Here is a 25,436-nt window from a genome sequence, read left to right on the forward strand (position 1 = left end):
GGCCAGGGCGGCGTCGGCCTGTGCGCGCCGCGCCACAGCGTCAGCCACGCGGCGATGGGCGAGCGCCAGTTCGGCCCGGGCCGCCAAGACCGCAGGACGGTCGTCCTCACCGGCCGCAACCCGGCGGTCCAGCCGCTCGGCACGGACCTGACGCACGGCCTCCAGCCGCCGGGCGAGGCGCAGTTCGTCATCGGCCGAAACCCGGTCTGCCCGCGCGCGCGTCAGGGCGCTTCGCACGGCCCAGACGGCCTCACCATAGTCATGGAGCGCCTGCACAGCGGCCAGATCGGCCGCGTTCAGTCGCTCGCCACGGCGGCCGCCGATGTCCAGGGGAATGTCGCCGCCGGCACCGTAAAGCCACGGCTTGGGGTCCCTGGAATACTCGGCCGTCAAGGTCAGGGTCATGCCCGGCGCGACACGCGTCGCCCTGGCTGCCGCAACGGCGGTTCGACATCTGGCCGCGGCCTCGGCGACGGCGGCGTTGCGGGTCAGGCTGGCGGCCAGAAGGTCGGCACCGGTCCAGACCGCGTCGTTCGGCTTTTCGTCCAGACGGCGGGTCTGCAGGGCGGCGGGGTAGGATTCCAGCCGGACCGGCGCGGCGACATAGTGCGCGCAGCCCGTCAGCAGGAGGCTCACGCCGATCATGGCGCGGGTCGCGACGGCAAAACGAGCGGCGAAGATCATCAGGGCTCCTGAGGGTCAGTCGACTTAGCGTGGCGTAACGGACGAATCGATGACGGGAACATTGAAAATTCCCAATGTTCCGAGACCCTGCATGGGACTGGCATTCGCACATGACCGAGTGTTTTCGTCGATAGCTCAGGCTAGGCCGATCGGCGAGCTTTCGGTGGCGGCATCCTTGCGGTTTCCTCCTGAGTCATTTGCAAGTTCCAAACACGACAAGCAAAAGTGGCGTTTGTGCTTCAGTTTAGTGTCTTTTTGGCGAAATTCGACGACACTCCATATTCTGTTTCTTCGGGCGAATTAGGCGAATAAACTCAATAGCATCCGAGGGCGATTGGCCCCGACGCATGAGCTCATGATTACGTCGTGAATGAAGTCCAACTCAGTGACGCCATCGCATCGTGCTCCAAAATCAGTGTCCTCCTGATCGAGGACGAGCCGGAGACCGCTGAGCACATGGCAGTCGGCCTCGAGAGCCGGGGCTTTCGGGTCGAGGCCGTTCAGGATGGAGCCGCTGGTCTTGAACGCGCCCTGGCGGGCACGTTCGACGTGATTATCGTCGATCGCATGCTGCCGAAGCTGGACGGTCTGACCCTGGTCCAGTGCCTGCGTGACGCCCAGGTTCAGACGCCGGTCCTGTTCGTCACAGCCATGGGCACCGTTGCCGATCGCGTCAGCGGCCTGGAACGCGGCGGCGACGACTATCTGGTCAAGCCCTTCTCGTTTGCGGAGTTGGGCGCGCGGGTGGGTGCCCTGGCTCGCCGGGCCCCCGCGCCGCTGCGCGAGCGCACGGTGCTGCAATGCGGGGACCTGACCCTGCTCAGGCTTGAGCGCTCCGCGCGACGCGGCGGCGTCGACCTGGCCTTGCTGCCGCTGGAATACAAGCTGCTGGAGTATCTGATGCTCAACGCCGACCGGGTTGTGACCCGGACGATGTTGCTCGAGAACGTCTGGGGCTTCCACTTCGACCCCCGCACCAACATCGTCGAGACCCATATCAGCCGGTTGCGCGGCAAGATTGACCTGCCGGGCACCTTGCCCCTGATCACCACGCTGCGGGGCATCGGCTACTGCATAAGGACCGAGCCCGCATGAGGAGCGGGGCCGCAAACCGCCTCATGCGCAACGCCGGGGCACGTCTGGCCTTGATTCAGATGGTCATCGTCGTGACCGCCTTCCTGCTGGCCGGCTACCTGACCCAGGTTGCCATCCGCCGGCTGGAGCAAGGCGAGATCCGCGAGCACGTGCAGGGCGAGGCCGCCTCGCTGCGCGACGAGATCCGCCAGAAGGGCATCGGTCACCTGCCCTATACGGTGGCCAAGCGCACGCGGTTATGGCGTGGTTTCGAGTACCGCCTGGTCAGCCGTCAGGGTGTTTTGCTGGCCGGGCGGTTGCCCGATCCCGGCGTGGTCGGCTGGACGGAGCTGGACGGCGTACCGTCGCATCACGGCGAGCCCGACCATCGGTTCCTGGTTTTGACTGAAACCCTGTTCAATGGCTCGCGCCTTTCGGTGGGCCAGGATATGGCGATCGCCGCCGGCCAGACGGCGGCGGTGAACCGTATCCTGCTGCTGTGCGGCTTGCTCGGGACAGTGTTTTGCCTGGCCACCTCGTTCCTGTTTACGCGGCAGGCCTGGCGCCGCATCGCCCAGGTCTCGAGCGCTGCACAACAGGTCACCGAAGGCCAATTGAGCCAGCGCGTTCCCGTACGCCGGACCAGACAGCCCGACGACATTGACGACCTCGGGGTGACGTTCAATGCCATGCTCGATCGCATCGGGGCCCTGATCGGGCAGCTCCGGCAGGTCACCACCGACATCGCCCACGACATGCGTACGCCGCTCACCCGGCTGCGGAACAAGATCGAGCGCTTGCAGTCGGACGCCAGGCCTCACCCGCCGCTGGCACGGGCCATCGGCGATCTGGACGATGATGTCGGCGAGATCCTCAGAACCTTCGATGCGCTGCTGCAGCTGGCCGAAATCGAGACCCATAACGGGGTCATGGCCTTCGCCCCGGTGGACCTGGGCAACATTGCCCTGGACGTCGCCGAGGCTTTCAGGCCGGACATTGAAGCCAGTGGGCGACATCTGCAGGCATCTGGCGAAGCCTGGCTGGTCGCCGCTGACAGCGCCCTGCTGACCCAGGTCTGCGCCAATCTGCTCGAAAACGCCCTGCGCCACACCCCATCCGGCACGACCATCCAGGTCCGGGTCGAACGCGAAGGCCAGGGCGCGCGCCTGCTGGTCGCCGACGACGGTCCAGGCGTAAACCCCGAGGACCGCCAGGAGGCCCTGAAGCCTTTCGTGCGTCTGGATCGCAGCCGCACCACCAAGGGATCTGGCCTTGGCTTGTCGATCGTGGCGGCCATTGCCGCACGCCACGGTGCCCGGCTTGAGCTCGGCGATGCACGGCCCGGCTTGAGGGTCGCGCTGGCCTTTCCGGTGGCGGTGTGGGCGGGTCCGAAAGCGCCAGAGCCCGGTGTCCCCGGCGCTCCACTGTCGCTCTAGGTTTTTGTTTTCACGCGCATTTCATTCTGAAAACCGGTTCCCACTTTTCGGAACGCGCTGTCGATCAGCGGCCGAGCACCAGCACGGCGAAACTGCCGGGCTTCATCGTCGGGCGCCCGCCCGCCGCGACCGGCGCGTCATAGTCGGCTGAAGGCAGATAGACCTTGCCGGTCACCGGATCGACAGCTCCGGTCTTGGCCCTGACCCTGGTCACTACCGTCCCGATCACCGCCAGGTCGGTCGGTCCCCGTACCGCGATCACCGACAGCGTGCCGTCGCCGCCGCTGGGGATATAGGCCAGGTGACGCTGGGCATCATAGAAGGCCGCATCGGGCTTCTCACCGATCGCCAGGCTGGCCGTGACCTGGCCCGAGGCCGTCGACACGACCTTGGCGGTGCCATTGGCACAGGCGGCGATCAGCACCCCGGCGTCCGCGGCATAGGCGAGGCCACTGGGCTCCTCGCAGCCGGCCATCGGCCAATGCGCGACGACCTTGCGCGCCGTGGCGTCAATGACGGCGATCTCGCCCTTGTCTTCGATATTGACGAACACCCGACCCAGACCGTCAGCGACGCCGAACTCCAGCGCACCCTCAAGCGGAATCGTGCCCGCCGCGACGCCGGCCTTCAGGTCGATCAGGGTGATCCCGCCGCCGTGGGCGTTCATCACGAACCCAAGGCCCGTGGTCGGTTCGACAAGGGCAGCGTCGGGGCTGGTCCCCGTCGGGATGGTCGCGCGGATCACGCCCGTCTGGGCATTGACGATGGTGGCGGTGTTGCTGGCCCCATTGGTGACCAGGATCTCGTCGCCGCCGGCCAGCGGCAGAGCACTGTGCGCCTTCTGCGCTGCGACCAGCGACGGCGTGACCTTGCCACTGTCGACGTCGATCACTGTGACCGCGGTGTCGTGGGCCACATAGAGCCGGCGATGAACGGGGTCGAAACTGACATAGTCCCAGGACCCGTCCGGCCCCGCGATGCGATCGACGATCTCGAGCTGCGCGGGCCCCTCGGCCGCAATGGCTGACGTCAGGGTCGAGAAGCCGAACACGGCGACGGCGGCGAACAGCTTGATTTTCATCGGAGGTCCTGCGGCGGGCAAACGGATAATTCATATGACGCCGCGAGCCCGCCCTGCCCTCACCGAGGACTGGCCGGGCTCGCGCGTCTGCGGACTATTGCGCGAGCTTGGCCGCCTGGAGCTCGGCATGGGCCGCCGCCATCTTGGCCTGAAAGTCCGGATTCTTCAGCAACGCCGTGACGAACGATGCCGCCAGGGCCTGGCTGGCCCGGGTGTCGGACGGGTAGTGCGACCCGCAAACCGTGCGGCTGTAGGCATAGTCGTCGGCGCGGGTCATCAAGGCCTGGGCTTTCTCCGGGATCAGCACGGCCAGGGTCATGGCCAGCGAGTAGCCGATCGTGGCATGACCGCTGGGATAGGAGGTCAGCGGCTTGTCGTCGGGATCGCAGGTCTTGATCGTGGCATCCAGGACCCAGGGACGCTTGCGCTGGAAGGTCTTCTTGCCGGCGCTGGCGGCGATCGAGGCGTCATTCTGGACGATGCCGAGCACCTCAGCCGTAGCCGTCAACCTGGTCAGATCGAAGCCGGCCCCGACCGTCGCGGCATAGGCCGAGGGATCCTCATGATCGTCGTCCCACTGGGCCTGCGCCGCGCGTTCAGGCGTGGCGTTGGCGATGATGCGGTGCAGTTCAGCCAGTTCAGCCTTCTGGGCGTCCGAACCGTCCATTGCGGGCGGCGGCAGCAAGCGCCTGGGGTCGATATCGCTTTCGGTCAGATATTTGAGCACCTTGACCGGCTTGGCGGCGGCAGCTGTCGCTGCCGCCGGGGCCGTTTGAGCCAGGCAAGGCCCGGAGAGCACCGCCACGGCCGTGGCGGTGAGAAACAGGCGTCCAATCATCGGGTGTCTTCCTAAAAGAATGAGGGAGATCAGAACGCGGCTTTCAGGGTGACCTGATAGCTTCGGCCAACCTGATAGGTGAAGACATTGGCCGCACCGCCCTGGGCCACCGTCTCGGCGGGTGTCCGGGTGCCGGGAAGCAGCGCCTTGCCCTTGAACGAGGTGATGTCCTGGGTGTCGGCCAGATTCAGGACCTGGGCCTGCAGGCTGTAGTGTCCCGTGTGATAGGTCGCGCTGAGGTCGGCCTGGCTGAACGCCTTGACGAGCCCCGTCGGCGGCGTCGCGCCGGTGGCGGCCGTGGCGTACTGCGGACCGATCAGCTTGTCGTTCAGCGTTACGATCAGGCTGTCATTTGGCATCAACAGGTCATGGCGTTCCGAGCGGACGCCCAGGGCCGCGGTACCGCGCGGGACCTTGGCCAGTTGGTGGCCGTTGTAGCCCGGATTGAGCGGATCACCCTTGCCCTTGGCCTCGTTGACCGAGCCGTTGGCAAACAGGCTGAAGCCGTAGGGCAGCACATAGGTCGCCTGGGCTTCAATCCCCCTGTAAGTCGCGCCACCGAGGTTGGACTGGTAGGTCTCGTTGGTCGCCAGATCCGTCAGGGTTTGGATCTTGTGCTTGAAGTCGATGTAGTAGACGTCGCCGTCGAGGGTCAGGTGCCCCGAGTTGAAGACCGAGCCGATCTGGTAGTTGGTCGATTCCTGCGGGACCAGCTTGTTTGAGCCGGGATTATTCACATAGAACGAGCTGATATTGGGCACCAGGAAGCCCTGGGCATATTGTCCGTAAACTGACCAGTTGTCGCGGACCCGGTAGTTGGCGGTCAGGAACGGCAGGGTCTTGGTGAAAGTGCTTTCGATGTCCAGCGGCTGGATCGAGCCCTTCACCGCCACGGCCGGCGCGTCGTTGTAGAGCTTGAAGTGCACATATTTGACGCCCGGGGTCACAATCAGCTTGTCGGTAGCGCGCCAGGCGAACTCAACGAACGGCTGATACTGGTGCCAGCCGGAATACTCGTTGTAGGCGATGTTCAACGGCACCTGGCAGGCACCGTCCCAGGTCTTGCCCGGGGCAACCTGTTTCGGCAGGCCCCGGCAGGGCGACGGCCCCGTGAACTGGGCGGCCTTTTCGCGATAGTCAGGACGCTTGCTGATCAGGTCGAAGTCGAACCGCGAGCGACCGGTCTTGGCCATTTCAAAGAGGCTGCCGAAGCTGAGCGTGCCGACGTCGTCGAATTCCTTGGTGAACTTCAGGCTGTCGCCGCGCACCCGGTACTTGTTGCGCTTGGTGTAGCCCGGCAAACCAAAGACTTTGGCAGACGAGGGATAGCCTGCGGTGCCGGCCGGATAGGTCGCCGGCGGATTGAGGATCACCTTGTTGGCGGCCGCCAGGGCGGTAGCCCCGATGCTGGCGTCGGCCCCGTTATCATTGGCCGACAGCGTCTTGTTTGAATACCAGTATTGATAGGCGGTGTTGTCGAAGTTCAGACCTTCGGTAATCTCTCCCGCAATCTTCACATAGCCGAACTCGGTCGACTTCTTGGTGTAGTTGTATTCCTTGTAGGTCTGCAGCGTCGGATCATTGCCGAGCGCGAACCGCTTTCCGTAGAGTTCGGTCTGGGCGACGGTGGCGTTCGCGCTGGCGTCGCCCTGATAATAGGTATTGTAGTTGTGCGTATAGAGCGCGGTGACCGAGATCTTGTCGGTGATCGGCACATTGACCTTCAGGAACTGATTGTAGCCGTCGCTGGCACTGTTGCTCAGATAACCGTTGGTCTTGTACTCCATGAAGTTCATGACGCCACTGGCACCGTGCAGCCGCTCGATTGGGCCCGACGCCAGAGTGGTCACCGCCTGAACGGTCTGGAAGCTGCCCGTCGTCAGGGTCTGACGGAACGAGGGCTTGTCCTCGAACGGCAGCGAGAACAGGTTCACCGAGCCGCCGAAATTGGCCTGGCCGAAATCGCCCGCCCGGCCCGGGCCGCGGTCGATGACGATGCCGCCGATGGTCGAGGACGGGAAGAACGAATTGGAGTGGTGCGACGGACCGTTGGTGTCGCCCCAGGCGATGCCGTCATAGGTGACGTTGAACTCACCGTCCTGAAAGCCGCGCATGGTGATCTTGGCACCGTCCGTGGCACCCGAACCGTTGGAATTGGGCGTCGTGGCCATCGAGGGTGCCAGGATGGCCGTCGTTGTGTAGTCGCCGACGCGCGGTGCGCTTTCCTCAATGAACTTGCGGGTGATCAGCGCCTGCGGCTGGGTCGCCGTCAGCGAGGACGACACCGGGGCCACATCGGCCGCCTTGCCCTTCAGGGCGGTGACAATAACCGCTTCGACTTCTTTTTCCGGCTCGATCGCCGGGGCGTCGGCGGCGCGGACCGAACCACCAAGGCCAACAGATGCCGCCAGGGCGAGGAAAGAGCCTGAGGCCAGGGCCCCAAGGCGCGTGCGAATGATCATGAAACTATCCCCGTTCATACCCAACGGAGACGCGCCCCTCGCGCGCCTCGTCAGCTTGACCGGCGATTAGTTCGGAGGTCCCTCCATGGCGTGTGAAGACTTCGCGACCAAGGCATTACACTTTCATGTCCTTGCTCTAAATATCTGTTTTAAATAAATAAAATTCTCAAATCACCGGGCCGGCGCGCGGATTGAGATTTCTCAATGTTTGGGTGGATTGACTCGCCGATCGGGCTAAGAGATCGTTAACTTTCATCGCAGGCTCGGGACAGGTTCAGCGCTCGATGGGTTGGCTGGCGATACAGCCGCATAGCGCTGACTCAAGCACCCCCATCCCGGATCAGACCGCAAAATCAAGAAGGCCGCGAGCGCGATCCTGAAATGGCAAGTTTGTCGGTGCCACTTCGCAAGGCGATCCATCTCGGCGGCATTCCTCGACTGGAGACTGGACATCATGACGCGTGACGAGGCTCTTGGCCGCGCCATAAAGCTCGTGGCGCTGCTGAACCTGGCCTATTTCGGCGTCGAGTTCGCCATGGCACTGCACATCGGCTCGGTGTCCCTGCTCGCCGACAGCGTCGATTTTCTCGAGGACGCCGCCGTCAATTTCCTAATCTTCGCGGCGCTGGCCTGGAGCCTGCGCCAGCGGGCCAGGGTCGGAATGGCGCTCGCGGGCCTCCTGCTGGTCCCGGCCCTGGCCTTCTTCTGGGCCCTCTGGCGCAAGTATGCTGCCCCTGTTTCACCTGAGGCTATCCCGCTCACCGTCACTGGCGTCGGTGCCCTGGTCATCAACCTGTTCTGCGCCTTCTCCCTTGCCCGCTTCCGGCACCATTCAGGCAGCCTTACGAAAGCAGCGTTCCTTTCGGCCCGCAATGACGCCCTGGCCAATATCGCGATCATCGCTGCCGGGGTCGCCACCCTGTTCACGCGGTCGCTCTGGCCAGACATCCTCGTCGGTCTGGGCATCGCCGTGATGAACATCGACGCTGCCAGTGCCGTGTGGCGAGCGGCTCGCAAAGAGCACTCTGAGGTGCAGCGAGATCCGACGCCCTAATGCAGGTGGCGGAACGATTGGCACCTTTCATACTGCATGAAAGTGGACCTTCCCAAGGTCGCCTAAGAGACAGCTTTGGCCCCTCTCCGAGCACGATAAGGCCCATAGTGTAGATTGGCAGAAAGACGCCATTGGCGGGTGGCTGGGAGGTGCTCCTGTTCCGCCCCCCTCGCCTTCCGGCCATCAGATGGTTCTGAAGCGCGCGCCAGCGTTGGAACGAAGCGCTTCATCCTCTCCCATCATCATCAAGCAAGCTGCGAACGTCGTCAGTTGGAGAAGGGCAAAGACCCTTCGTTGATCTGGCGCGATTGCAGCGCCGTGCTCGCTCGCCGACACCCCAAAGCCTCAGATTCCAAAACTGTAAATTTAGATGGCTTCGCTTCTGAAGCAGGGGACATCAGTTATGGAACGTAGAACAACAAACGCGGAAAAGAGGGTCTTCCGGGCTGCTTACATCAAGCACATCTTGGACATTTGCCCAAACTCGATCCTAACTCTGGGTATGGGACGGCCGTGCAAACCAGAAATCCTCTCCCGAAAAATCGATCATTTTTTCAAATGCATCCATCGGGAGGCCTATGGCCGCAACTGGCACAAACGAGATTCTGTCGAAGGTATCGTTGCGATCGGGGTCTACGAGCACCTTGCCAGCAACACACACGTTCATTTCGCTCTTAAGGCTCCAACGCCATTCGCTAGGAGCGCACTCGATAGAGGAGAGAGAATATGGAGGAAAATTCGCCCCGGCGCTCACTACTACTATGACGGAATAAAGGACCCGGAAAAATACGCCTGCTACATCACCAAAGAAATATGGAGGGAGGAGGTTCGGGATTCCGTCTACTATTTTAATCGCCCGGACATGCGCGGCCCGCACCGAAAAATTCAATAAACTAATTTCATCTGAACGAATGCAATGACGCATCTTCGATACTCGTCGATGCCGAGCAGGAGTTCCCCTGGCGTAGGGTGCATCGCCGGAGGTGTGTCTGAGGTCGGTTTTTTACGACCATCGATGGACAAACGGTTCTTAGAACCAATCCAATCCATCAGTCATCGGATCTGATCTGACTTCAGACACACCAAGATATATCTCTTCACGATATGGCGTTTTAGCGTGGATGAGAGATAGCCAATTCGACGAACGTCAAATGGCTGCATCATCGATGGGTGCTAATTCGCCAATGGATAATAGCTCTAAATTCGAGCACTCACGGAGCTTCAGAAGGTCTCTTTGTAGTCCACGATTTTAGGATGCCGCATCAACATCTCGAAGATTTCCTTAGCGTCTTCACTCTTCAAAGTGGCTTCAGCGGTACCCAGAGCACCTATGATTTCTATAGATTTCTTGTGGGGATCAATTCGCACCTGCAGCAGGAAATCGTGCCGTCGTTTGATCGTTTCTGTTAGCTCTTCGTAGGTTAGCCCGTTCCAAACGAGATGCGGTTCATTTTCAACAGTCTTTTTCTGCTCGCTAACGGGCGTCGATTTAAGCGCAAGTCCGCCTGCAATAGGACTCGATTTCGCTACCTTGAGATAACTCGGAGCTTCACCAGACCTTGAAGTTTTCCCGGTGCTATCCCGCCTGCGAGCGCGGTTCTCTTCGAAAAAGCCACTTAGACCGCCCCCCTTTCGGCTCTTCAATCTTTCGAAAAACTCCTGCCCATCAAGTTTTTGAAGTTCAGCCTCAGCAATGACCGCAGCGTCGCGAGAGGCAACCCACCCCCCGTTTCGTTTCTCTGCTCCTTCTGGATAGTCGATAAGCACGCGCAAAAGCGCATGTGTGCCGGTTATCCGCTTGGTCAATTTTAGCCCAGAGCAGAACCTGGTTAGCAGTTTCCGCTGCGCTGCTGGCGGCCACTTATCGTAACGGCGCTTTAGCTCCAATACGCATGCAAGACACCGATAGTGCCTCGTCCGAGCACCTTTCTCATAGCGCCTTAGCTCGTCCTTGAAATCGATCAGCCCTTCTGCCGCCCGCTCAACTTCTCGATCAATGTCGAGATTGGGGTCGTATTCCAGCGGGCCGTTGAATCCGCTTAAAAGGGAACCGCTGGTAAGCAGTTCCAAAGCCTCAGCTCTTCGCGCCTCGCGCGCGGCAAACGCGCGATTTCTGGGGCCGGGGCCACTCCTGCCCCTCCTGCTTTTCCCGCCGTCACTCTTGCCCAGTGCAGTCACCTCGGTAACTGCAACCCTCGCTTCGACCTGTTCATCAGGGGCGGCACTTTTGGCCTTTGGCCGATTGCCCGGTCGAACTCGGATGATTTTTCGCTTCGCTTCCATGGTCTCTTATATCCATTTAGATTGATATACACACTAAATGAACGCTGAAGACAATCTTTAGATCCCTTTGAGCCGGCGGTGTGCCCCTAGACAGACCGCTACTGGATCGAAAAACGCGCGCGCCCTAGGGATGACGAACCAGCAATCGGACGCAACCGCGAACTCTTCGGACACAACGCCTGCTAGCCATTGACAGACGTCACTCCCGATAGTGGATTTGTCTTGATCTACACTATCGACGCGAGTTCGGCTTAACGGGCAGCAGGCACCCGACATCGCTGGCGCAGTTTGAAACTCATCCCTTCAGCGCTTGGCTTCAAGCTGCGCCCGAAGCTGGAAAGTCTCACGCTCGCGAAGCCCCCCACCGACTTCTTGCCGATGAGCCGCTCGCTCTGGAATCGCGTTATCGCGCGCCATGACCGCAGAACAGATCGCCACCGCCGTTCAGGCCCTACACGAACAAGCTGGAGAACATGAGGGCCTGAAGCCCGGACTGATCACGGTCCATGCCGACAACTGGGTCGCCATGTCCCCTCGCCTACCAGCCCTCTGCACCATACCTGCCCTGGGGATCCGCCACCGCGGCATCCGCGTCATTGTCAGCCGCCAGGAAGACAATCGCGTCCTTACCCGTGACGAAGCTGGCCAACGTGGAGAGCCCTTCCTCGATCTCGAGCCGCCGACGGCATAGTCTGAGTCAGAAGCGCGCAATAACCTCGATCGCCGCAGGTTCGCGACAAGCGCCGAGTTTGCCGGTGGGCTGACCAGGAAGAGATCTGAAGCATGAACCCAAAGCCGAGCGACGCTGCCAATCCGATCGATGTCCACGTCGGCAAAATGGTCAGAGCCCGCCGAAAGGCACTCGGCATGTCACAGACCGAGCTGGCCGAAACTCTGGGGATCACCTTTCAGCAGGTCCAAAAATACGAACGCGGCTCGAACCGGATCTCGGCGTCCAAACTCTATGAGGCGGCGCGGACCATGAAAATGGAGATCTCCACCTTCTTCGAAGGCCTGGCCCCACTGGACGGGCAAGCAGTGCCGTTTTGAGCCTTCGCTGATTTCCTAGAATTGGATGGGGCCGCCGCTCACACTTACGGCCTGTGATTGCCAGGCGAGAATAGCGGGCGTTTGACGCATCATTTGAATGCAAATGCTGCGCATTCCGCCACCTATGGCTTGTCGCTACCCTTCGGGATCATCACCGATCAAAGGGCAAGCCAATGCCGAGCAACGCACTCAAGACCAGCATGAGAAGCTTCAATCTGGTCTGGGGCGTGTCGCCGGTAGTCACGCTCAGCTCCTTGCCCGCGAGCGGGCTCTGACATGGGCCGAGCCATCGCACCCAAGGTCAACTGGCTCCTGCCCGTTTTGCTTCTCTCGCTGTCCGCAGTTCCCATCATCGTCGGCGTCGCCCGCCTGATTTGGCTTGCCGGCGGCGTGATCCGCCCAGACAGCGGCAGGTTTGCGTCCATGCCGGTTCCGCTAGCGCTCCACATCCTCAGCATCGTCGTGTTCGGGTGTCTTGGCGCCTTTATGTTCACCCCTAGCCTTCGGCGGCGCTGGCCGCACTGGCACCGAGCCGCTGGACGGGTGCTCGCACCCGCCGGTCTCATCGCGGCCTCCACAGGTCTTTGGATGACGCTCTACTACCCTCCGGGCACTGACGACGGCCCAGTGCTGTTCGCGCTGCGCCTCGTTTTCGGTTCGGCCATGGCCGTGTCGCTGCTGTGCGGGCTGGCAGCGTTACGGCGACGCGCCTTCGTCGAACACGGAGCGTGCATGCTACGGGGCTACGCCATTGGCATGGGTGCCGGAACGCAGGTGTTTACGACCGTCCTGTGGGTACTGCTGATTGGTCCGACCCACGAAATGTCGAGGGCCGCGACGATGGGTGCCGGCTGGGTGATCAACCTCGCCTTAGCCGAGTGGATCCTCGCTCGAAGACCGGCTGCATCGAAGCTCAACCCAGCCTCAAGTCAAACCTAGACCATGGCCCAGGAGGGCCTCCCCAAAATGCGAACTCTCATGGTTCTCGCCGTCGCCGCCACCCTAGCCGGTTGCGTTTCGACCAACTCCACCCTGCTCGGCGCGCCACAGACGCTATCTGCGATCGCCCCGGGATCGGTGACCTTCTATCGAACCCCTGATCAGGTGTTGCGCCCCTACTCGGAGGTGGCCCTTCTCCACGCCAGCGGCGACTCGCTGTGGACCAGCGAAAAGGCAATGTTTGAGTCCATGCGAAAGGAGGCGGCCAAGCTTGGCGCGGATGCCATCATCCTTGAACCCGTCCAGGAGCCCAGCACAGCGCTCAAGGTCGCCGCTGCAGTCCTGCATGTTTCAGCGCCCCGCAAGGGTCGGGCGTTGGCAATCCGGACCCTGCCTCCGAAATGACAATGCCATCGCGGCGGCCCTCCCAAACGGGGCTTGGGGTTAGAAGCCTGTCCAAGACCTGTCTGGAGAGATCAGCGCTACGCTCTATCGCGGCCGTAATTGGAATCGTCGCGTTTGCTGCGCCGACGTGCGTCTTCGCCCAGGCGGAGCAGGCTCGCGCCGAAGTCGACCAGCAAGCAAAGGCGGGCCGCTTCAGCGGCGCAATCCTCGTTGTTCAAGACGGCAGGGTTTTGTTCCATGAGGCGTGGGGTCTTGCCGACCGCGAATGGTCAGTCCCCAACACCCCGACGACGAAGTTCCGCGTTGGCTCGTTGACCAAGCAGTTCACCGCAGTCTCGATCCTGAAACTGCAGGAAGCGGGCAAGCTGTCGATCGACGACCCGGTCTCCAAGTTCTACCCGCAAGCGCCGGCCGCCTGGTCGAAAGTGACGATCAAACACCTTCTTACCCATGGCTCGGGCATACCCAGCTACACGGCCATTGCTGGCTTTTTCGACGCCCAGTCTCACGTCGCCCTTACGCCTGATCAGATCGTCGCCCTCACGCGCGACAAACGACTGGAGTTCGAGCCAGGCACAAGATTTGTCTATGACAACACCGGCTACATCCTGCTCGGCATGGTGATCGAGAAGGTCTCAGGCCAAGCCTACGCAGACTATGTTGGGACCCAGTTCCTTGCGCCGCTGGGTATGTCCAACACCGGCTATGATGTGAGCGGTGAGGTCCTGCCGATGCGTGCGCGCGGCTACGACGTCAGAAAGGGCAAGGCGTACAACGCCGACTACCTGGACATGAGCCTGCCCTACGCAGCCGGTTCGCTCTATTCGACCGTGGACGACCTCGCGACATGGGAAGAGGCCTTGCAGAGCGGCAAGCTGATCAAGGCTGCCTCCCTGACAGCCATGTTTACCAACTGGGGCGACGGCTACGGCTTTGGCGAGTTCATCGGCAAGACCTTCGGTCACACCCGGTATTTTCACTCGGGAGGCATCAACGGCTTCGTCAGCGAGCTCGACTATTATCCGGCTGAAAATCTGACAGTGGCCGTGCTCACCAACCAGACGAACACCTCACCTGACACCATCGCCACAAACTTCGCGACCGCCTACCTCAAGGTGCCGGGCCGCTAGATTGAACAGGACCGATCATGGTCGATAAGGCTCTTGCTGCCTTCATTCCCTGGCCCCCGGGGATCGACCGGCGCTTAGACCGTTCCCCAATCCCGCCGACAATCACTAGGCGCAGATCTCACGGACACAGGTTCGCAACCATCTGTGGGCCGGATCGGCGTCCATGCGTGGGTGCCATAGCATCGAGACACTGAACTCGGTGGCGGGCATCGGAAGCAACAAGCTGACCATTCCATCGCGGAGGTTTGCTGTGTGCTTCTCGGGCACTGTAGCAACGAGATCGGAGGCCCTGGCGAGGGCCAATGCAGCTGAAAATCCGCTGACAATGCTGCCAACCCTCCTCTGCAAACTTGCAGGCAGAAAGGGCAGATCGACCGCGCTTGTCTCAAGCCCGCTTCGGGATACGACCACATGCTCGGCGTCAGAATACCAGGACGGGGTGACGCCGTTTTGATCGATCGGATGTCCTTTGCGGACGACGCCAACAAGGCGGTCCCGGAACAGCGCCTGCGTGCGTACCTCGGGGCCGAGCGACTCTTCAACGACACCCGTTTCAAGGTCGACCCGACCATCCCGTAGCGGCGTACTATCCTTGTCCGGCTTCTGCAGGAAGTTGAAGCGAACACCTGGAGCTTCAGCGCGAGCCTTGGCGATCAGATCGGCCCCGAAGTTTTCGACAAAGCCATCGCTAGTCCTGAGCGTGAAGGTTCGCACCATAGCCGTCAGATCGAGCGATTCATCCGGACGCAAAACCGCCTCGACCTCTTCGACCAGCTGATGCACGCGATCGCGAAGCGCCTGCGCACGCGGTGTGGGCACTAGGCCGCGTCCTGCGCGGACGAGGAGTGGGTCGCCCGTCGTCTCTCGAAGTCGGGTTAGCGCCCGGCTCATTGCGGACGGGCTTAGCCTCAGCCGCTTTGCGGCGCCCACGACGCTGCCCTCGGCAAGCAGCGCGTCCAGGGTGATCAGCAGGTTGAGGTCGGGGGATGACACGCCTAGAGCCTAGCATAGCCCGGCGAGAATAGAGAGCGCCTGATGCATCATTTGAATGCAAATGCTGCGCGTTCCGCCACCCATGGCTTGTCGCTACCCTTCGTGACCATCACCGAACAAGGGGCAAGCCAATGCCGAGCAACTCACTCCAGACCTGCATGAGAAGCTTCAATACGGCCTGGGGGCCGCTCTCCAGTGAGCTTGTTGCTCAATGCCAAAGCCTGCTGGAGCGCCTGGTCCAAACGCCTGCGGCAGAACCCTGGCTGGCCGCACTCCACAGGGACAAACCCGTCAACGAGGAGCTCTACCGCGATCCCGACCACGGCTTCGTCCTGCTCGCCCACACGGAAAATGCAGGCTTGTACCGACCGCCCCACGATCACGGCCGGGGATGGGTGATCTATGCCATGCAGGAAGGAGAGATCGAGATGGGCACCTATGCCCGGATCGAGGACTCGGATGGCGCGATGAGGCTGGTGAAGCGCAACAGTACCTTGGTCCGCACAGGCCAAGTGCAGGTCTACCTGCCCGGCGACATTCACGACACGCGCTGCATGAGCGACTCCGCCCTGCTGTTTCGGTTCACCGAGCGGGATTTGCGGGTCGAGGACCGGCAAGAGCACCGGGTGACGCGCTATCATCAGCGCAACGGCGTCTGGACCGTGGGGTCGGAATGACAGCCGCTCCCGACGCCAATCGGGGCGCTGAGACAGCTGAAGCGCGGCACGCGCCTTCAGCGGGCCTAGGCCAACCGCAACGCGCCCTGGCGATCAGCGCCGTGCTGGCGGCGATGGCCTTGGTCGTCCTGGATGCGGGCATGGCCAACGTCGCGCTGCCATCGATGATGCGCGCCCTAGCGACGACGCCGGCGCATGTGGTGTTGGTCATCACCGCCTACCAGACCGCATTGGTCATGGCGCTGCTGCCTTGCGCGGCGCTCGGCGAACGGTTCGGCAATCGCCGAGTGTTTCAGGTCGGCGTCGTAATCTTCGTCACCGGCTCCGTTCTATGCGCCATCTCCACCTCACTGCCGTGGCTCGTTGCCGCACGCTTTCTCCAGGGGCTAGGGGGCGCAGCCGTCATGGCGCTGGGCGTGGCGCTTCTCCGGTTTTCGGTTGCGCCTAGCGAGTTGGGCGCTGCGATCGGCTGGAACGCGCTCACTGTCGCGCTCTCGTCAGCGGCGGCGCCGACACTTGGAGCCCTGATCATCGGGCATTGCGATTGGCCGTGGCTCTTCTTGGTCAACCTTCCGATCGGTGGGATGGCGTTGCTCGCCTCCCTTGCCCTGCCTGGGCTCCCAGGGATGGCGACCCGCCTGGACTTGCCCAGCATGGCTTTGAACGGGGCCACGTTTGGGCTTTTGGTCATCGGCGCGGAGCTCTTGCCGAAGTCGCCGAAAGTGGCGCTCCTGCTCATGGGGGCCGCAGCGTTCTCCCTCACCGCCCTCGTGCGCCGCGAGGCCCCGAAAGCCTTGCCCCTCGTACCGCTGGATCTTTTGGGCAGCCGATCATTCCGGCTCTCAGTTATCGCCTCGATGTCCTGCTTCACCGCAACCTCTGCGGCCCTGGTCGCCCTGCCCTTTTACCTGCAGCACGGCCTCAATCAGTCGCCGCTCATGGTCGGGCTCTACATGTCTCCATGGCCACTGAGCGTGGCGGTCACCGCAGCAATTTCGGGCCGCCTAGCCGATCGCATGTCCACAGCCTTCCTCTGCGCCCTTGGCGGCGGGCTCCTCGCCCTTGGCCTAGCGGCTATGGCCTTATGGCCTCTGCACGGCAGCCTTCATCCACTCATCGCCCTGTCGGCGGTCTGCGGCGTCGGCTTCGGGCTCTTCCAAGTCCCCAACAACCGCAACATGTTCCTGGCTGCACCGCCGGAACGGAGTGGCGCTGCCGGCGGGATGCAGGGCACTGCTCGTCTGAGTGGGCAGACTACTGGGGCCGTGCTCATGACCCTGCTCTTCACCGTTACCCCCTCGTCTACAGCGCCGAGAATTGGGCTCGGGATCGGGGCAGTGCTAGCTCTTGCTTCGGGCCTATTAAGCCTGCTCAGATCCCACGGAAGCGCAGCTTCGACCCGTACTGACTAGCGATAGTGCCTTTGTCTCCATCTACACTATGCGCCGCATACGCGCCGTGTGCGCTCAATCTACCCCAAGGGGCACACTGCGCCATGAACGGACCTTGGCGCATCTCCAGGAACTCGACGTTCGCTAGGTGAAGCGGCGCGCAGAATCGGTCGGCCAGGATCACTACGCCTACGCCGCAGCCCTCGAAACTGCGATTTTGGCCGGCAGACGATACAGGCGGGCTACTTGGGCGAAAAGCCGCTTAGATGACCTGCCCCTTGACCGCCAGGCCCATCAACTGACGCAGCCGTGGCTGCAAAGCCTGGCGCCTAGTGGCTAGAGCGATGAACTTGGCGTCGGCCCTAATACTGCCGCTGGCTCCCAGGCTGTCGTAGTGTGCCTCGAAGTCCTGGCATAGCGCTATGAACTCATCGATCGCCGACACCAGAACGTCCGGCACTGCTTTGCGGTCGAGCCAAGCAGTCAGGGAAAGGCCGGCTTTGGCCGCGCGGCCTTCCTCATAGGCACGCTGCGATTCCGTCATGGCGTCGATCTGGGCATGCAACCGCGCCTCTCGTGCCACGGGCTCATAGGTGCGATGGCGACGATTGCGCGGACGGCCTTCGAAGTTGAAGTCGGCCGGATAGTTGGGGTCCTCTACGAACAGGATCCTGCCCCAGGGCCAGGGCTTGGGAGTCATCTCGATCAACTCGCCCTCGGGGCTTTTCCAAACACAATGGAACTCTGCGGTCAGCAGGCCCGGCGGCCACTCGACCACGTTCCAACCGTGAACGGGCTCGCCGCCAGCCGTCGCCACCTTCAAGCGCACTCCCTCGTTACACCAACCATATCGGCCGAGCGGGTCGGCGGTGAGAGCCAGGTATTGTGGCATAACCGGACTCAAGCTCTGACAAAACGCCAAGATTGCTGGGGTGATTTCGGCAGGTGGTCCTTCGGGATTGGTCGGTAAGCCCTGACGATCGGCCGCCAGCTTTCGCGCCGCGTCGAGCCGAATTTCATCGTCGGTCATCTTCATAGGGCGCTCAAGGAGTGCAGCGAGCCAGGAGCGCGTTGCCTAGCCCTTCAACCAAGTTGGCAAACCGCAAGACAGCACTGTCTTTGATGACCAACCGCTGCCCCACCGCATAGCCCACATCGCCGCTGCGGCTCACGTAGTCACTGTCAACGATACCCTGTTGATGGGCTAAAAGGTGGCGCTGCTGATAGTAGACACGCAACTCCTTCATTGCGGCGACATCAAGAAGCTGCTCGTAGGAGCCGCCGAGCTCCGCTTGCCACAGTTCCGAACCAGCATCGAGATTTTGGAAGGCATTGCGGCGCGCGGCATTTCCCGTTCGTGCTTCGTAGAGCTGCTCAGCGAGGCGCTGGAACGAGGTCACGGTGTCCTGCATCGCCTTCTCGAGCAGCGCACGCGTCATGACCTCCGCTTCGTCGGGACCAAGCGCCGTGCGCAGGGTTTCACCGAGGCCGGCGGCGGTACGGATGGTCGCAAGAGTTTGCAGGAACGTATGGCTCGCCGAATTCTTCCCGCAGCTGGGACAAAAGTAGGCCGCGCCCACATAGGAGTATCGACACGCGCAATCCTCACAGGTGGTCCGAAGCCGCATCGGTTCCGCTGCTGCCACCGGCACAAGCACCGCGTCGCGCCCACCCTTGACGTCGAGCGTGATACTTAGAAATGCTCCCGGCTTCTGACGTCGCTTCGACGCTTGGGCGTCAGCGCGCATTGCACCGTTTAGACGATTGACTACCGTCCCGAGGGCGTACTGCTTTGCTGCTTCGACCTGCGCGGTCGTGAACCAGGAGCGAGCCGGCGCAGTGTGTCGACACGAAGGGCAAAACACCTCTTCGTCACGCACGATGTCCTTCCAATCGTCACCGTGAATTTTGAACTGGAAAAGGCATGCCTCCGCCGGGCATTCCTTGTCAGCGTATCCCTCCGCATCCCCCTCGAGTGGCACTTCGACTTGTTGAAGTTCAGCGAGGCGGCGCAGTTCCTTCTGCAAGTTCTCGAACATAGTGGACCGCATGAGTCGTGAAAGATTGCCCGGTACATATCATGAACACGAAGCGTGGAGCCATCGCGAGATTTATCGGAGCTGAGGAACGGAAAGCCATACGAGAGCCAGCGCTGAAAGCAGGCGTGACTAGCGTACTTTCGGCGGTTCCAGCGCACTTGCGGATACAATTTCGTGGAAAAGCGTAGGTGCGCAGAATCGGTAGGCCAAGATCACTTCGCCTACGCCATTGCCCTCTAACTTACGATTTCGGCACCTGACTAAGTAGGAGGCTTGGAGGGACGCTAGGGTGGTCAACGGGCGCTGGCTCTCTCAACGAGCCGACCTGGGCAGCGTCGCTGAAGGCCATCACATCTGCGACGAACGCAGATTCAGAAACCGCCCGAACTGACCGCAGTCCACGCGCGTCATAGCGCTCAAGTCTCTATAGTCATCCGCCTCCGAAATCCAAAAACACGGGGCTGGCGGCATCTAGCCAACCGCCTCGCATGCGGAGCCAGGTGAACTGGTGATGCCCGCGATAGGTCTCCTGAACAATTCGATCGCACTCTTGCCAGCCCAGCAGCTTCACCAACCGGCGAGGATCGTCGTCGTGTGGTGGGTTTCGGAGCGTCGCCAGCACATGCCGTCAATCGTAACCAGCAACCCCGGCTGAGCGGGGTACCAGACGAGATCGTCAGCCCCCGCAGCAGCAGGATCCGGTAATCGGTGACAAATTTCGAAGTTTCGTTGAAACGATGAACCGTTCACGACCCAGACTAAGTTCTCGTAAAAGTTTTCCCGCGACCGCCGCTCTAAGTCGCTCATTGGGGAGTTTTGCACTTCGACGAAGATGCCTTTCGGCGTGCCAACGTCTGACCTGTGATGCTCTCGGGTAACCGGATCAGTATGGCATTTCTCATGCCACGTTGAAGGGAAGCAGTCCTTCCACCCGCGATGCCACGCCGTCTCGGCCTCGGACCATTTGTCCCAATCGCCGACCGGCCGGTGAGCCCAATGGGTGCGGATGCGGGGACCGCACTTGGCTATCTTCTCCCCGCCGCACCGCAGACGTGCCCCGCGTCCGCCACGCCACGGCAGCCGGCTTTCATTGACTACCATCGCATAGAGGTCAGTGGCGCAAGGCTCGGTAGCGCAGTCGGCGGCCATCCAAAACGGCGTGTGAGAGCCCTCATCTCTCATTCTTGTCGTCCTCGTACGCCTACGCTGAAACCTTTTGCCTCTAGGTTTAGGCTTCGACGACTTAGACGGCGATGGTGATGTCCGCCCCAGCTAGATTCGCAAGCTTCAGGAGCGGGGCCGGGCCGAGTTGAGGGCAATAAAGGCGGAGCCTCTGTCCAGGGCGGGCTGCACGAAGCAAATCCTCTATCGGGATTGGGCCAAGGTGCGAACAGTCGATGTCCAAGTTGGCGCCTGTCTCGACAAGCTGCTTAAGCGGTATAGGGCCGAGTGACATTATAGCCTCCTGATGGATTGGAGCTAAGCGGTCTGCGACAGCCACTAGCCCGTCCTTAAGGTCAAGCCTGACCGATGACTGCGCGACACGCAACGATGGCTATTCGCTGCCCCCCAAGGCCACGAAGTCGTCAGCGTCCGCGTGTCGAGCGATTTGAGACGTCATTTGCTCCCACGCTTCCGCAACGCGGTCCGCCAAACCGCTTGGGAAAGGCCGCCCACTGATCGACCAGAGCGACGAAAACGTGTTCAGGCTTTGGGATTTGCTAGCGGGAAATGCCAAAGGCGTTTCGATGACCATCGCTCCGTCGAGACCGGCCATTTGCCCACTGTGCTTCAAAGCATCGTTGACTAGCCAAGCTACCGTTTGATTGCCTAAGCGCTCGGGCGGACTGATGAGGACAATCAGACCATATGCGTCGGGCATATCGAGAACGGTTCGGGTAGCCTCAACTTGCCTTCGGGCTTTCGTCACCTCTTTTCGGATGCGCGCGCCCACCACTCTAAGTGCCTGTTCCGCAACAGGCTTTGGGAGGTCGTGGAGCTTGACGTTCATGGTGCCAAACACAACAGGAGCACCAAAGCCAACGTTGCGTTCCATAACGGAACCAAGTTTAGTCGCGACCTGCGGATCTCGCCGACGGTCGCTCGTGAATGACTTAACTTCGGCTATCAGGTTTTCCGAGATGAACACCACGTCCGCGCGTTCACCGGAGTATCCGAGCGGAAGCAGTTGCTCGGCATGGTGACCACCAGCGGAGCAAAGGACATTTGTGATCAGCTCGTGTTGGTCCATAAATCTATCTAGGCTGCGCAATGTTTCAGCTCAGGCACCACCCATTCGCAGAATGAATGGAGCGCCAATACTGTAGGATAGAAACGCCTACACGGTCCACCAGCTCGCTCAGAGCCCGGCATCGCTGCTTCTAAGTTGGCGAGCTTTATTCATCAAACCAATGATGCTCTTCCTACCGCCCGTCTTTCTGACAACATTTCCAAGACCAGTCCGGAATATTTCCGGCATTTCCACAGTGTTTCCCTCAATCAGAATGATTCCGTTATCTTCGAGCATTTTCATGCGTTCATCGTTGACTTCAGAAATCTTCTCTTTGAATTCAGATAAGCTCATTGGAACCGCAAATTGCGGGGCTTGCCGCAACGCATCCAGGACGGGTTTCAGTCCCGGGTTTTCCTCCCCCATCGACTCGATTTTCTGACGCCCCACAGGCGCAATGGCGCTCGCCATCGCTCTGGGGACCAAAAGTCGGTCGAAGAAAACGGCATTGTCGTCCCCGGCGGAGGTTTCTGCACTACTTGCGACGAAACCGACTAGGTCGCGAGCAGTCAAACGACCGCGCAAATCCGATAGTGCTGCAATCACCCACTCCGACGACCGCGCCTCCCGAGTACGGCCTCCGCGAGCCAGATCGTCGGCCTTGCCAAGCTTTCTTCCCCAAAGCGGCACAAGCCGCTCTTCGATTGCTTGATTTTCCGCGTCTTGGAATTTCGGATCCCAGGTATTGGCCACACCAGCTTGCTGAGCCAGCCAAGCTGCAAGTTCCAAAATATCGCGATCAAACCACGTTAGCGCGAAAGCGCGATTTCGATCTGCAAACTGTCGATAATTATTAGGATATGCGGAAGCAACGAGGTCTGAACGCACAAAATTAACTTGCCCCAACGGCCTTCCAGGAAGCTCAAGAAGGCGCTGTGGAAGAGACGATGTAAGGCCGCGAATTGCTGCTTGTTGGTTTGCGTCGGCGCGGAATGACTGGAAACTTTCTTCCAAACCATCGAACAGCGCGACTATTCGAACGGGAGCGTTCAGGAGGCGCTGGATTAGCTCCTCTCCCGCTTTGGGTGCTTCAAGCGCCACCCCGCTGCTCCACGCGATAACGTCGAGCCAGAATGCGCCCCATTCACTCTCAGACGTAAGTTGCTTGGAGGCCTGATCAATGAGTTCGTTCAAGCGCGAAAAAGCTATAGGAGCCCCGCCCCCAACAGCGTTCGAGATTGTCTCACGCGACTGAGCGATGCTTGTGGAAGCTTGAATATTTCTGGCAGGCAGCACCGGAGCAATAAGCGCATCGCGCGATCCTGCACCCGCCGGATGAACTTTCAGCTTGTTCGTGAAGGTTCCCCATGTGCCCATCTGAGCAAGGACGCGGAACGTGAAAGTCTTCCCGGCCCCCTTCATTCCGATGCATGTGGCATTGGGCGACTCGGTCCTGAAGCGCTCTCCAAGCTCTCTCAGTGCCCGCACCGTGAGAAAGTCATCACTGACCTCCTGCCCCGACTCGGCAAAGACGCGATCCCTTGCAAATTCGTGCAGCCTTTGGCGCTTAGATTTTTGCGACGGCAGACTGACTGTCACTGGCGCTGAGACATCGATCTGAGGCAGCTCAACAGCGATGTGCGCTGCTCGAGCCTCCAGGTGGTCCTCGATCCAATCTGCAAGCCCGCTGGCAATCTGATCGAAACAACTTTGCCCACGGAGATCGTCTATGAAATCCTTCAAACCACTAGGCGCGGCCGTTAACGCTGGCGCATGATCGAGCACTACGATCGGCGGGCCAGCTACATCCTCGGTACTCAGTTGAATAATGTCACCAGCGGCAGCGCCATCGTTCGGATCGTCGATGAAATTGGATGCGCTTTCCTCAAGACTCGCAGCTACACGGGCGAACTCGGCGCTCCTCCGGACCTGGGGTATGACATTGTTGATTACGATCGCCGGACGCCCTCGCCAGCCGCCATTTGCCTGGGTCTCGCGCCCAATAAAGCTCAGCATTTCCCTCGTAGACATCACCGCTTGACCGCTTGGTGTGGTGACAAAAACAGGCGCAACGCCTGGCGCGCAGAGCACCATAGCGGCCAAATCGGTGAACCCGGCGCGGAGATCGATGACCAGAGCGTTGCAACCTGCCGCGCGTGCAAGCTTCTGGAGAATATCCAAAAGGAAAAACGGCTTATCGGAGTGCGATTTCTGGAGCTGTTCCGGCCGGATTGCGAATGCCGAAAGCATATCCGCGCGGCGGAGGCATGGAAGGAACGTGATGCCCTCATGCGTCTGGTTGGCCAACTTTTCAGCGCCAAACGCGATTGCGCCATCGGCGCTTGCATCGGGGTCCGCATGAGCAAGAACAATCAAATCCTCAAGCGAGAAATGGCACTCCCTACCATCGCTTAAGAAAAGATAGCTTATCCCCGGAGCTTCGAAATCCGCATCAACAAGCATAGGTTTGAGGTTGAATTTCTCCGCCAGAGATAATGTAAATGAAAGCGCGGATGTTGTCCGCCCCACACCTCCTTTTACAGAGTGAAAGGCGAAGCTTGGGAAATCTGTCTCTTGGATTTTCTCGGCACTCTCGACCCGCCTGAACCAGATTTGGGTGGAGGCGGCTACATACTGCGACGCCAGCGCTAACGGCGGATCTCCGGCAATCTCACTATCATATTCCAATATTTCAATAGGAAGCGACGTTGAAAATTGAGGTCCATCAAGAACAATAGAATTATCTTTGTATCTCAGCGGAAACAAAGATGAAACCCAATCTTTAATTTCGCTATAATAACTAATAGATTCAGCATATAGAGATATTTGATCCCAATACACTTCAGCTTTAACTAGAGATGACGGAAATTCGCCTCGCGACCTCGCCACGTTCAACGTGTCGGCGATGTCACCCCAGCTATACGGAAAACTTTTCGTGTCCATGTACAGTACCTAGGCGAAGAGGCGGCCTTTGAGAGCCGATGTTAGCTTATCGAAAAATTGAAGCGCTTTTGCTTCATCGTCACCTTGAAGATCGACGCTATATCGCATGGCTACATGGAACTCGGAGAGGGAGATGGTGTTCGACTCGCCGCTTTTGCGGATGTCGGGCACCGTAACAGGGCCATTTCCAGCTTGGGCGAGTTCAGATCGAGATATCTGGGCAACAGCGATCAAAGCCCTGATGTTATGACCGAACTCCCCGGCGACCGCGGCGGTGGTTTTCTGCCCTCGGTCCTTCATCACGAGGTGCTTAAGTCCGCATTCGGCGCTGTAAAATAGCAGCATGCCCTTTCCAGAATCGTGAGCCCCTTGGAGCGCTCCCGCCGCTTTGAGATTTTTGAGGCAGGCTTTGCGCATCTGCTGCAGGGACGCTTCCAACAAGGCCGTTGGCTCCGAGTCAAAACAATTGGATTACGAAAATTCTACCGGCTTTCCTGCCTAGCTTGGCAAGCTCGAATGCAAGTGTGACGGGTGTCGGCACCATTGGCAAAGCTATCTGTAATTTGTGGCAACTGGGTCGTTTTGCCCGGGCCGGGATAGGTTAGCAGTGACGGCGAGATAAAAGGGCCGGGACCATTCTGGTCCATGGCCTTAATGATGTTGAAGAATTTCCGGGACCTCAATCTCAGGTCGGGTCCCGGTTTCTAGAGCTTGTCGCCTAAGCTCA

At 60.4% G+C, this 25,436-nt stretch carries 21 protein-coding genes and 1 pseudogene; 10 read left to right on the plus strand and 12 right to left on the minus strand.

Annotated features, from left to right (window positions below):
- Window positions 1-684 (minus strand): TolC family protein (locus DBR10_RS14765; protein ID WP_199225348.1); only part of this gene is annotated, 684 nt, incomplete at its 3' end.
- Window positions 685-1,050: 366 nt separating this feature from the next.
- Here DBR10_RS14765 and DBR10_RS14770 point away from each other — a divergent pair.
- Both DBR10_RS14770 and DBR10_RS14775 read left to right on the plus strand, forming a co-directional pair.
- The gene (locus tag DBR10_RS14770) at window positions 1,051-1,779 is read left to right on the plus strand and encodes a response regulator transcription factor (RefSeq protein WP_272482609.1); all 729 of its coding nucleotides are present in this window, start codon (window positions 1,051-1,053) and stop codon (window positions 1,777-1,779) included.
- Window positions 1,780-1,838: 59 nt separating this feature from the next.
- Complete coding sequence (locus DBR10_RS14775; protein WP_158272245.1) at window positions 1,839-3,194, plus strand: sensor histidine kinase; 1,356 nt, start codon at window positions 1,839-1,841, stop codon at window positions 3,192-3,194.
- Window positions 3,195-3,258: 64 nt separating this feature from the next.
- Here DBR10_RS14775 and DBR10_RS14780 read toward each other — a convergent pair whose 3' ends face one another.
- The 3 genes from DBR10_RS14780 to DBR10_RS14790 all read right to left on the minus strand — a co-directional run bounded on the left by DBR10_RS14780 (window position 3,259) and on the right by DBR10_RS14790 (window position 7,575).
- On the minus strand, window positions 3,259-4,275 hold the full coding sequence (locus DBR10_RS14780) for a YncE family protein (protein WP_108505996.1): 1,017 nt from the start codon (window positions 4,273-4,275) through the stop codon (window positions 3,259-3,261).
- A 94-nt stretch (window positions 4,276-4,369) separates the two neighbouring features.
- Window positions 4,370-5,113, minus strand: coding sequence for a phosphatase PAP2 family protein (locus tag DBR10_RS14785; RefSeq protein ID WP_108505995.1), 744 nt, complete (start codon window positions 5,111-5,113; stop codon window positions 4,370-4,372).
- 29 nt (window positions 5,114-5,142) lie between these two features.
- Window positions 5,143-7,575: a TonB-dependent receptor gene (locus DBR10_RS14790; RefSeq protein WP_158272244.1), complete on the minus strand. Its 2,433-nt coding sequence runs from the start codon at window positions 7,573-7,575 to the stop codon at window positions 5,143-5,145.
- Window positions 7,576-8,029: 454 nt separating this feature from the next.
- Here DBR10_RS14790 and DBR10_RS14795 point away from each other — a divergent pair, with 454 nt between their 5' ends.
- On the plus strand, window positions 8,030-8,629 hold the full coding sequence (locus DBR10_RS14795) for a cation transporter (protein ID WP_108505993.1): 600 nt from the start codon (window positions 8,030-8,032) through the stop codon (window positions 8,627-8,629).
- Window positions 8,630-9,119: 490 nt separating this feature from the next.
- On the opposite strand, the gene DBR10_RS20135 is transcribed toward DBR10_RS14795, so the two are convergent.
- Window positions 9,120-9,554, minus strand: a complete 435-nt coding sequence (locus DBR10_RS20135) for a hypothetical protein (RefSeq protein WP_146184206.1) — start codon at window positions 9,552-9,554, stop codon at window positions 9,120-9,122.
- Between the two features lie 296 nt (window positions 9,555-9,850).
- A complete protein-coding gene (locus tag DBR10_RS18930) occupies window positions 9,851-10,912 on the minus strand; it encodes a hypothetical protein (protein WP_146184205.1) in 1,062 nt (353 codons plus the stop codon).
- Window positions 10,913-11,327: 415 nt separating this feature from the next.
- Between DBR10_RS18930 and DBR10_RS19365 the strand changes: the two genes are divergently transcribed.
- The 5 genes and pseudogenes from DBR10_RS19365 (at window position 11,328) to DBR10_RS14820 (ending at window position 14,436) form a co-directional block, all read left to right on the plus strand.
- Window positions 11,328-11,603, plus strand: coding sequence for a hypothetical protein (locus DBR10_RS19365; RefSeq protein ID WP_108489778.1), 276 nt, complete (start codon window positions 11,328-11,330; stop codon window positions 11,601-11,603).
- 92 nt (window positions 11,604-11,695) lie between these two features.
- Window positions 11,696-11,944, plus strand: a pseudogene (locus tag DBR10_RS14805) (helix-turn-helix domain-containing protein); the annotation flags it as partial.
- Between the two features lie 294 nt (window positions 11,945-12,238).
- Window positions 12,239-12,901, plus strand: a complete 663-nt coding sequence (locus tag DBR10_RS14810) for a DUF2306 domain-containing protein (RefSeq protein WP_108556469.1) — start codon at window positions 12,239-12,241, stop codon at window positions 12,899-12,901.
- Window positions 12,902-12,940: 39 nt separating this feature from the next.
- Complete coding sequence (locus DBR10_RS14815) at window positions 12,941-13,306, plus strand: hypothetical protein (protein ID WP_146184190.1); 366 nt, start codon at window positions 12,941-12,943, stop codon at window positions 13,304-13,306.
- Window positions 13,303-14,436 carry a serine hydrolase domain-containing protein gene (locus tag DBR10_RS14820; RefSeq protein ID WP_108489038.1) on the plus strand — a complete coding sequence of 378 codons (1,134 nt, stop codon included), beginning with the start codon at window positions 13,303-13,305 and terminating at the stop codon, window positions 14,434-14,436. The genes DBR10_RS14815 and DBR10_RS14820 overlap by 4 nt, the downstream gene beginning before the upstream one ends.
- Before the next feature lie 105 nt (window positions 14,437-14,541).
- Here DBR10_RS14820 and DBR10_RS14825 read toward each other — a convergent pair whose 3' ends face one another.
- Window positions 14,542-15,429, minus strand: a complete 888-nt coding sequence (locus DBR10_RS14825) for a LysR family transcriptional regulator (protein ID WP_108505443.1) — start codon at window positions 15,427-15,429, stop codon at window positions 14,542-14,544.
- Window positions 15,430-15,560: 131 nt separating this feature from the next.
- Between DBR10_RS14825 and DBR10_RS14830 the strand changes: the two genes are divergently transcribed.
- Window positions 15,561-16,106: a hypothetical protein gene (locus tag DBR10_RS14830; RefSeq protein WP_108505444.1), complete on the plus strand. Its 546-nt coding sequence runs from the start codon at window positions 15,561-15,563 to the stop codon at window positions 16,104-16,106.
- 113 nt (window positions 16,107-16,219) lie between these two features.
- Complete coding sequence (locus DBR10_RS14835; RefSeq protein ID WP_255579994.1) at window positions 16,220-17,518, plus strand: MFS transporter; 1,299 nt, start codon at window positions 16,220-16,222, stop codon at window positions 17,516-17,518.
- Between the two features lie 241 nt (window positions 17,519-17,759).
- Here the strand turns inward: DBR10_RS14835 and DBR10_RS14840 are convergent, their stop codons facing one another.
- The 5 genes from DBR10_RS14840 to DBR10_RS14870 all read right to left on the minus strand — a co-directional run bounded on the left by DBR10_RS14840 (window position 17,760) and on the right by DBR10_RS14870 (window position 25,150).
- On the minus strand, window positions 17,760-18,533 hold the full coding sequence (locus DBR10_RS14840; RefSeq protein WP_108485957.1) for a hypothetical protein: 774 nt from the start codon (window positions 18,531-18,533) through the stop codon (window positions 17,760-17,762).
- Window positions 18,534-18,540: 7 nt separating this feature from the next.
- On the minus strand, window positions 18,541-19,536 hold the full coding sequence (locus DBR10_RS14845) for a hypothetical protein (RefSeq protein ID WP_108485958.1): 996 nt from the start codon (window positions 19,534-19,536) through the stop codon (window positions 18,541-18,543).
- 1,555 nt (window positions 19,537-21,091) lie between these two features.
- On the minus strand, window positions 21,092-21,787 hold the full coding sequence (locus DBR10_RS14855; RefSeq protein ID WP_108505446.1) for a hypothetical protein: 696 nt from the start codon (window positions 21,785-21,787) through the stop codon (window positions 21,092-21,094).
- Between the two features lie 108 nt (window positions 21,788-21,895).
- Entirely contained in the window at window positions 21,896-24,709 is a 2,814-nt protein-coding gene (locus tag DBR10_RS18935) for a KGGVGR-motif variant AAA ATPase (protein ID WP_146184160.1), read from the minus strand.
- Between the two features lie 9 nt (window positions 24,710-24,718).
- A complete protein-coding gene (locus DBR10_RS14870) occupies window positions 24,719-25,150 on the minus strand; it encodes a hypothetical protein (RefSeq protein WP_146184161.1) in 432 nt (143 codons plus the stop codon).
- Window positions 25,151-25,436 lie beyond the last annotated feature (286 nt).

Origin of the sequence: Caulobacter sp. HMWF025 (assembly GCF_003060965.1) — a bacterium.
In the GTDB taxonomy this organism is placed as follows: Bacteria; Pseudomonadota; Alphaproteobacteria; order Caulobacterales; family Caulobacteraceae; genus Caulobacter.

Bases quoted from the DNA above. Each gene is read 5' to 3' on its own strand.
- DBR10_RS14775 (WP_158272245.1), top strand. From the start codon at position 1,839: ATGGTCATCGTCGTGACCGCCTTCCTGCTGGCCGGCTACCTGACCCAG.
- DBR10_RS14780 (WP_108505996.1), bottom strand. From the start codon at position 4,275: ATGAAAATCAAGCTGTTCGCCGCCGTCGCCGTGTTCGGCTTCTCGACC.
- DBR10_RS14785 (WP_108505995.1), bottom strand. From the start codon at position 5,113: ATGATTGGACGCCTGTTTCTCACCGCCACGGCCGTGGCGGTGCTCTCC.
- DBR10_RS14790 (WP_158272244.1), bottom strand. From the start codon at position 7,575: ATGATCATTCGCACGCGCCTTGGGGCCCTGGCCTCAGGCTCTTTCCTC.
- DBR10_RS14795 (WP_108505993.1), top strand. From the start codon at position 8,030: ATGACGCGTGACGAGGCTCTTGGCCGCGCCATAAAGCTCGTGGCGCTG.
- DBR10_RS20135 (WP_146184206.1), bottom strand. From the start codon at position 9,554: ATGCGTCATTGCATTCGTTCAGATGAAATTAGTTTATTGAATTTTTCG.
- DBR10_RS18930 (WP_146184205.1), bottom strand. From the start codon at position 10,912: ATGGAAGCGAAGCGAAAAATCATCCGAGTTCGACCGGGCAATCGGCCA.
- DBR10_RS19365 (WP_108489778.1), top strand. From the start codon at position 11,328: ATGACCGCAGAACAGATCGCCACCGCCGTTCAGGCCCTACACGAACAA.
- DBR10_RS14810 (WP_108556469.1), top strand. From the start codon at position 12,239: ATGGGCCGAGCCATCGCACCCAAGGTCAACTGGCTCCTGCCCGTTTTG.
- DBR10_RS14815 (WP_146184190.1), top strand. From the start codon at position 12,941: ATGGTTCTCGCCGTCGCCGCCACCCTAGCCGGTTGCGTTTCGACCAAC.
- DBR10_RS14820 (WP_108489038.1), top strand. From the start codon at position 13,303: ATGACAATGCCATCGCGGCGGCCCTCCCAAACGGGGCTTGGGGTTAGA.
- DBR10_RS14830 (WP_108505444.1), top strand. From the start codon at position 15,561: ATGCCGAGCAACTCACTCCAGACCTGCATGAGAAGCTTCAATACGGCC.
- DBR10_RS14835 (WP_255579994.1), top strand. From the start codon at position 16,220: ATGGCCTTGGTCGTCCTGGATGCGGGCATGGCCAACGTCGCGCTGCCA.
- DBR10_RS14840 (WP_108485957.1), bottom strand. From the start codon at position 18,533: ATGAAGATGACCGACGATGAAATTCGGCTCGACGCGGCGCGAAAGCTG.
- DBR10_RS14845 (WP_108485958.1), bottom strand. From the start codon at position 19,536: ATGTTCGAGAACTTGCAGAAGGAACTGCGCCGCCTCGCTGAACTTCAA.
- DBR10_RS14855 (WP_108505446.1), bottom strand. From the start codon at position 21,787: ATGGACCAACACGAGCTGATCACAAATGTCCTTTGCTCCGCTGGTGGT.
- DBR10_RS18935 (WP_146184160.1), bottom strand. From the start codon at position 24,709: ATGGACACGAAAAGTTTTCCGTATAGCTGGGGTGACATCGCCGACACG.